General features: G+C 40.0%; 7 protein-coding genes and 2 pseudogenes. 5 read left to right on the top strand and 4 right to left on the bottom strand.

The genetic code is table 11. The features are described 5' to 3' along the window. Positions 1–297 precede the first annotated feature (297 nt). The 4 genes from VXK47_RS12410 to VXK47_RS12395 all read left to right on the top strand — a co-directional run bounded on the left by VXK47_RS12410 (position 298) and on the right by VXK47_RS12395 (position 2800). On the top strand, positions 298–1425 hold the full coding sequence (locus VXK47_RS12410) for a hypothetical protein (protein WP_435549101.1): 1128 nt from the start codon (positions 298–300) through the stop codon (positions 1423–1425). A gap of 185 nt (positions 1426–1610) precedes the next feature. Next, on the top strand, positions 1611–1961 hold the full coding sequence (locus VXK47_RS12405) for a hypothetical protein (RefSeq protein ID WP_435549100.1): 351 nt from the start codon (positions 1611–1613) through the stop codon (positions 1959–1961). Beyond that, positions 1958–2266 (top strand): hypothetical protein, encoded by a 309-nt coding sequence (locus tag VXK47_RS12400; protein ID WP_435549099.1) that lies wholly within the window; start codon positions 1958–1960, stop codon positions 2264–2266. Before VXK47_RS12405 ends, VXK47_RS12400 begins: the two co-directional genes overlap by 4 nt. A gap of 144 nt (positions 2267–2410) precedes the next feature. Beyond that, positions 2411–2800: a hypothetical protein gene (locus VXK47_RS12395; protein ID WP_435549098.1), complete on the top strand. Its 390-nt coding sequence runs from the start codon at positions 2411–2413 to the stop codon at positions 2798–2800. 152 nt (positions 2801–2952) lie between these two features. On the opposite strand, the pseudogene VXK47_RS12390 reads toward VXK47_RS12395, so the two are convergent. Further along, a pseudogene (locus tag VXK47_RS12390) lies at positions 2953–4037 on the bottom strand (DDE-type integrase/transposase/recombinase). Between the two features lie 171 nt (positions 4038–4208). After that, a pseudogene (locus VXK47_RS12385) lies at positions 4209–4450 on the bottom strand (transposase); the annotation flags it as partial. 232 nt (positions 4451–4682) lie between these two features. Here VXK47_RS12385 and VXK47_RS12380 point away from each other — a divergent pair. Continuing rightward, positions 4683–4871 carry a hypothetical protein gene (locus tag VXK47_RS12380; protein ID WP_435549097.1) on the top strand — a complete coding sequence of 63 codons (189 nt, stop codon included), beginning with the start codon at positions 4683–4685 and terminating at the stop codon, positions 4869–4871. Positions 4872–5192: 321 nt separating this feature from the next. Here the strand turns inward: VXK47_RS12380 and VXK47_RS12375 are convergent, their stop codons facing one another. Both VXK47_RS12375 and atpD read right to left on the bottom strand, forming a co-directional pair. After that, on the bottom strand, positions 5193–5612 hold the full coding sequence (locus VXK47_RS12375) for a F0F1 ATP synthase subunit epsilon (protein WP_435549096.1): 420 nt from the start codon (positions 5610–5612) through the stop codon (positions 5193–5195). Between the two features lie 18 nt (positions 5613–5630). After that, positions 5631–7049, bottom strand: a complete 1419-nt coding sequence (gene atpD / locus VXK47_RS12370; protein ID WP_435549095.1) for a F0F1 ATP synthase subunit beta — start codon at positions 7047–7049, stop codon at positions 5631–5633. Positions 7050–7083 lie beyond the last annotated feature (34 nt).

Here is a 7083-nt window from a genome sequence, read left to right as displayed (position 1 = left end):
TGTCTTAACTCCTTATTATAATTATAATTTATAACAAGGCGACAAAAATTTTTTATCTGCTTTGTCAAGCAAAAAATAAACATTTTTATAATTTTTTTATCCCATATAGCATGCAAAAACTTAACCGGACACTACTGATTTTTAATATGTATATTGCAAACAAAATGCAAAATACCTTCTAACCAATCACTGCACCCGACCAAAAAGCTGGCGCTTTTTGGCGGGTGAGTTCTAGCGTGCGGCAGGCAACACATTCAGATATATCCAATGAACTTACGAAGCGATCCGAGGTGAATTGTGCGAGTTGAACCAATATTCGGAAAATCTCAATTAAGGTCTGAGCCAGATTTGTGCTTTGTATTAATGCCTTTCATGCCACATTTCGCTCCAGTATTTATTGATCATATACGGAAAGTTTGTAATAAGTTGAACTTAAGATGCTTAAGGGCAGACGACATATTTTCAAATTCCTCTATTATCGATGATATATGGTGCTCGATTATTAAATCACGAGTAATTGTTGCCGATTTAACATCAAAAAATCCAAATGTGTTTTATGAAATTGGAATAGCTCATACTATTGGAAAGCCTGTAATCCTTATAACCCAAGACATCGAAGATATCCCATTTGATCTTAGGCACATACGGAATATTATTTACAAATTCACTCCTCGTGGAATGGAAGAATTTGAATCATCTTTGTACAATACAATTAATCATATAATGGAAAATCCTGTCCTCTCGTTGGAACAGTTTAGGAGCGATTTGGTATCGGATTCATTTCCTGAAACATCATCACTCAAGGCCTATCCTGACGACTATATAAAAAATTTCGTTTTTGATAGGCTCAATGAGAATTTCTTACGAAAAAACGCCTTGGAGCTTTGCTTCTTTAGAAAAATTGCTGACGATATGTTCTTAGACGTTTTGCTTCAAGAAAAGAATCCCAGCCTAAAATCGAATATCTCGAAATTCATCGAGAAATATACCCTGCCAATATCTGAAGCCATCATGATTTCGCTTTTAAGCGAAGAATCTCAAGTTGCCAGGCCTGCGGTTAAGGCGGCCTATCAATTGTCCGTTGATGGATATTTCTCATCAAAAATTTTGGAAATCACTAGCAATAACTCATCATGGGAGGTTCGCAAAGATGCAGTATTTCGGATAGTTAAGCTAAATGATCTTCACAGCCTGGAGACTTTAGCGCAATTCACAAATCCCAAATATGACCCGGAATACCATCTAACAATAATGTCTATGAGGAATTATATTGAATCACTTATGGGAGACAATAAACTAATAAACGGTGATATTATGACAGCGATATCCATTATTGATCATCATATTACCAACTCAAATATATCGCCTCATAACAAGGATCTATTGTCACAGACATTAACAAGGCTTCTTGAGCTAGCGAAATGAAAGGTCGAATCTTTATTTTTGACTTATGCAGATTTTTTTCATCTGAGCTTTCGCCACCACCGCCTATAAACCAACCGACAAAAATTGCACAACCAGTCACTTCAGCGGACCCGGTACAACCTTGCGGCACTATCCGCAACTTCAGTGGCCGGGACCGCTGAGTTCGTCGGTTGGAAGGGATGATTATGAAAAAGTGTCCTTTTTGTGCTGAAGCGATTCAAGAAGAAGCAATTAAATGTAAACATTGCGGAGAATGGCTTGAAAAACAAGAAAATGTTTTTAATAAGGAATTATCTCAAGAGAATAATTCAAATGAAGTAATAACCATATCATCCTCACTCATGCCAAGTTTAGCATCGACAAATAACGAACAAGCGCAAGATGAGAATAAAGAAATTAAAGGGGGCAAAGAGTACCAAAACAAAATTCACTACGATACGCGTAATAAACATCATTGCAGCAATCGGTTGGGCACTCATTGGAATAGCCCTTTTTTTCAACAAGCTGGGGGAGCAAGCAGTCAGCGGGCATCTTGACACTAATTGTTCTGCTCTATGCATTGATTGTAGGGCTACCGGCATTTACAGCCAGAGCGCTTTCCATCAATGCTTCCCGACGGCTGCGGAAGATTATGATACTGGCTAACTGGAGTCTAATTGGTATAGATACCTTTGCCATAGTAGGTTCTATTTTTCTTCATTCCCTCTCCGGGTTAGGGCTTCTTGGTATACTATTTTTCATAGTTCCGGCAGGAATCAACATCTACGCCCTGCGCGCATTGAATAAGGCCGAGAAGCTGAACACTGGTAAAGAAGTAAATAATGAAGTAAATTTATCTTAACTAAGGTAGCTACTGACAAAGAATAGAATTTAATTTTTTCCAACCAGGCAATACAGCCGATCGCTACGCTCCGGCTGATTTCGTCGTTAGCCCCCTCTATGCAAATGAGAAGAAATAATTAGCATTTTTTGAAAGGATAAAAACATGGTTGAAAAAGTTGGCGATATTGAATTGACGAATGAATACTGGGATTGTGAATGTGAAAAAAATTTTATTCAGTTACGTTCACAAGAAATTTGTCCAATATGCGAAGCAGTACAGGAAGAACAACCTGCTTCCCGTGTTTCTGAAGTTCTGAAATATGGTTTTGTTGGTTCAGAACAAGAAAGTGAATCAGAACGAATTAAAAGATTGGCTTTGGTATGGATGAAAAATAATATTAATGAAAATGAGTGGGTTGAAGACGAATGGACATCGCTTAATGATGAGTTTGACTTAAATGTTTATATTGACGATGATGGAAACAAAAGAGCGACAGTATTTCCAGTAATCGATGGAGAAACCGATTTAGAAAATTTTATTGAAGTGTTGTAATGAGCGACAACAAACACGAAAATTACGAATTGCTAAACTTAATTGGCTATGGATTAGCCAAGTTTGATATGGATTTTGTCAATGAGTTTGGCTTCAAAACAAAAACTGCCTTCGGAACTTGTCAATGAAAATGAGACACATTCATTAAGAGTTTAGTGTCGTAATGGATCACTATTTTCCGGTACCGGTTTATTTATCCATGCTGCCTCCGGCGGGGCCATTGGTTTTGGGACTTTCCCTTTAAACCGTCCTGGATGTTTTGCAAAAGCATCACTTAAAACTGCTTGACGGTCTTTGATAATTTGTTCAGTCCGCCCGTAATGGACATCTTCGGGTGTAAGAAATCCGATTCCGGAATGGTAATGCTCAGTATTGTACCAGTCGAAAAAGTTCTTACAGAATGATCTGCTGTCCTCGAAGCATCCGAACCGTTCCGGAAAATCAGGCCGGTATTTCATGGTTTTGAACTGGGCTTCCGAATAGGGATTGTTATTACTAACATATGGCCGGGAAAGACTTTTGGTGATCCCCAGATCAGCAAGAAGGAAAGCAACCGTTTTTGATGTCATACTGGAACCCCGATCTGAATGAATGATCAGTTGACTTGGTTGAATCCCCTGTTTCTCACAGGACTGTTCAATCAGTTTTTTTGCAAGTGTTCCCTGCTCCCTGGATGCCACCATCCAACCCACAACATATCGGCTGAAGATATCGAGGATGACATAGAGGTAATAACTGGCCCGTGAAACCGCCATAGCATTACAAGCCGGTTTTATGCCCACATCGTCAGCCAGGGAAGCTGCCATGTTCATAATTTCTCCTCTTCCTTCTGATCCCAGGGCAGCTGGAAGATTTCGGCAATTTTTTTTTGAGCATCTATGATAAGTTCGGCTTTTTTCAACCTTGCCCGCAGCTTCTGAATCTCTTTTTCCTGTTTTGCAATACGACAAAGATTCGGATCTGGCTTTCGGACTTGGGGGCCTCTCTTTCTGGGTAAAAGAGCATCCAAGGTGCCTCGCTCGACCTGACGACGCCAAGCGGTCAAATTGGAATAATACAGACCCTCCCTGCGAAGAAGAGCGCCAACTTGTCCCTGCTCTTTACAAAGTTCAGCCTCCCTGAGTATGATACGTTTAAACTCCGCAGTATGTTTCCGGCGGCTTGCCTTCTCCGGAGCTTCGGGATTAGGAACAATAGCTTTAACCCCTGATTCACGCAGAGCGGCAGTTGTGGAAATTCCAGTCGCCCAGCGGGCTCCATCCATTTCCACAACATTTGGCTTAAGGTTCATAACCTTGATTTCCTTCTTTTCCATCTACTTTTCTCCTTCCCGCCCTACATTAAACTATTTGGGGGAAAGTGTCTCACTTATATTGGCACAGAGGGTCTTCGCAAAGTACGCTGCCGCTTTTTTTAATATGTCTCGCTCCATCTTGACTTCAGCAAGCTCCCGCTTGAGTCGTGCCAACTCCATTTCTTGTTCACTCAATGGCTTATGTGTACTTCCAACTTCCGACAGCTTTCCAGCCTTATAAGCTTTAATCCAGTTAGTTAAAGTAGATGGCACCAGTGATAACCGCCTTCAAGCACAAGCTTTACCGCCTCTTCTCTGAATTCTTTATTGTATTTCCCATATGGTATTCTTTCCATTGTGCCACCTCCGTTTTAAAATTTTTCTTAACATTGGTGTACACTTTTTTCAACATACCTCAATTATTCACCAGTTGTTTTTGAAATGAATGAAACAGCTAAAAATATTTATCCCGGACTGATTTCTTGGAATCCATTCAGTTAACTATAAAATACCGTAAACAAGTACACACAATATTATAAATGCGATGAATTCCGGTAGATCTTTGAAGAAAACGGAAGAGAACCGTTTGTGCTAAAACGCGAGATCGATAGTCTTGAAACGGAAGCAAGTAATGGAAATCTTAAGCAAATCATCCGCTTAAAGAGATTTTTAAACGGCCTGATGCATTGGAAAGAGAAGTACAGGAAACCGAAGCTCAGATGCAAAACAGGTGTTCACATTAATAATCTGCAACTTATTGATGCTATTTTATTTTAATCGCTTGATGGATTTAAATTGGCATCTGGTATTATTATAAATAAATTCTGTTTCCGGTGAGAGTATATATGTGACGCTTTAAACGGCTTGATGGCTATCCCAAATCTGGTTGCTCTGATAGTCCTTCTGTCAAGGAATGCAGAGTATATATTCCCTGAATAAAAAAACCCTGATAAAAGTATTTTAAGTATTTATTTATATAATGTATTTTATAATATAGCATAATAAAAAAGGGCAAACCCACAATATATTGGCTGCCCTTTTTATTATTATTTATAGCTTTATATCAATGCCATTTAAGCATTATAATAAAAATATTATTTAATGCCTTCTGGTTTCAGCAAGCTGAATGCGATGCAAAGCCCTGTCCAGAGCTATTTTGGCTCTCATAAAGTCCATATCCTGTTTGCCGCTTTCTTTTGCCAAACGCTCTTCAGCTCTTTTTAAAGCGGCTTTTGCTCTTTCTACATCTATATCACGCCTTCTTTCCGCAGCTTCAGCAAGAATAGTCACTCTGTCCGGCAATGCTTCAGCAAAACCTTCTGTAACAAAAACACATCTTTCTTCGCCTTTAGCATCTTTATATTTAATAACACCCATTTTCAAGGTAGTAAAAAATGGAGTATGGCCAACCAGAACTCCAAATTCTCCCATTGTACCGGGTGCCATAACAATCTGTGCTTCTTCGCTAACTACGGATTTTTCCGGGGTAACAACTTCTATTTTTATGTTTCCGGCCATATCGGTTTTCCTCGCATATTACTGTTCATCAGCCATTTGCTTAGCTTTTTCTCTGGCCTCTTCTATACTACCGACCATATAAAATGCCCGTTCGGGAAGATCATCATGTTTGCCTTCACAAATTTCCTTAAAACCCCTGACTGTATCTTCAATTTTTACATATTTACCCTTCATGCCTGTAAATGTTTCTGCAACATGAAATGGCTGAGATAAATATCTTTGAATCTTTCTTGCTCTGCCAACAATAACTTTATCTTCATCAGATAATTCTTCAATTCCAAGAATTGCAATAATATCCTGTAGCTCTTTGTATTTTTGAAGAATCTGCTGAACAGTACGAGAAACGCCATAATGTTCTTCCCCGATATAAGAAGCATCCAGAATTCTTGATGTTGAATCAAGCGGATCAACAGCCGGGTAAATTCCAAGCTCTGCGATCTGCCGTGATAGAACAACTGTTCCATCCAAATGGGCAAAAGTTGTTGCAGGAGCGGGGTCTGTCAAGTCATCAGCCGGAACATAAACGCATTGCACAGCTGTGATTGAACCTTTGTCTGTTGAAGTAATACGTTCCTGGAGTTCACCAAGGTCAACAGCCAGGGTTGGCTGATAACCAACGGCAGAAGGCATACGACCCAAGAGGGCCGAAACCTCGGAACCAGCCTGAGTAAAACGGAATATATTATCAATAAATATGAGAACGTCCTGTCCTTCAATATCACGATAATACTCTGCAGCAGTCAGAGCTGTAAGTGCAACCCTTGCTCTGGCTCCGGGAGGTTCAGTCATCTGGCCGTAAATAAGTGCGGCTTTGGGAAGAACGCCTGAATCCTTCATTTCATGATACAAGTCATTTCCTTCACGTGTTCTTTCACCCACTCCGGCAAATACTGATATACCACCGTGTTGCATAGCAATGTTATGAACCATTTCCATCATGATAACTGTTTTGCCAACACCGGCTCCACCAAACATTCCCATTTTTCCGCCTCTGGGAAACGGTACAAGCAGATCAATAACTTTTACCCCCGTTTCAAGAACACGAACAGTTGTATCCTGTTCTGTGAATTTTGGTGCTTCTCTGTGAATCGGCATCATTTTATCCTGGCTTACCGGCCCAAGCCCGTCAACCGGACGTCCTACAACATTTAAAACTCTACCCAGTCCAGCCGGACCTACAGGTACCATGATCGGGCTTCCTGTGTCTTTAACCGGCATACCTCGTACCAGACCATCTGTTACATCCATGGCAATACAACGTACAACATTATCACCTAGATGCTGTGCAACTTCTACAACAAGATTATCCGGTTCATCATTGATTGATGGATTTGAAATCAGAAGAGCGGTAAGTATATTCGGAAGCTTACCTTCTTCGAACCCAACGTCAACAACAGGCCCCATAACTTGCTTTATTTTACCTAAATTTTCTCCCATCTATAGACCTCCTATAAACTAAACTATACACGGT

The organism is Desulfobacterium sp. N47 (assembly GCF_051233685.1).
Lineage (GTDB): Bacteria > Desulfobacterota > Desulfobacteria > Desulfobacterales > RPRI01 > RPRI01.
The sequence above is the reverse complement of the archived record's forward strand: the minus strand, read 5'-3'. Positions and strand labels throughout refer to the sequence as shown.

Excerpts from the sequence above, each read along its gene's own strand:
- VXK47_RS12405 (WP_435549100.1), top strand. The coding sequence starts at position 1,611 with ATGAAAAAGTGTCCTTTTTGTGCTGAAGCGATTCAAGAAGAAGCAATT.
- VXK47_RS12395 (WP_435549098.1), top strand. The coding sequence starts at position 2,411 with ATGGTTGAAAAAGTTGGCGATATTGAATTGACGAATGAATACTGGGAT.
- VXK47_RS12375 (WP_435549096.1), bottom strand. The coding sequence starts at position 5,612 with ATGGCCGGAAACATAAAAATAGAAGTTGTTACCCCGGAAAAATCCGTA.
- atpD (WP_435549095.1), bottom strand. The coding sequence starts at position 7,049 with ATGGGAGAAAATTTAGGTAAAATAAAGCAAGTTATGGGGCCTGTTGTT.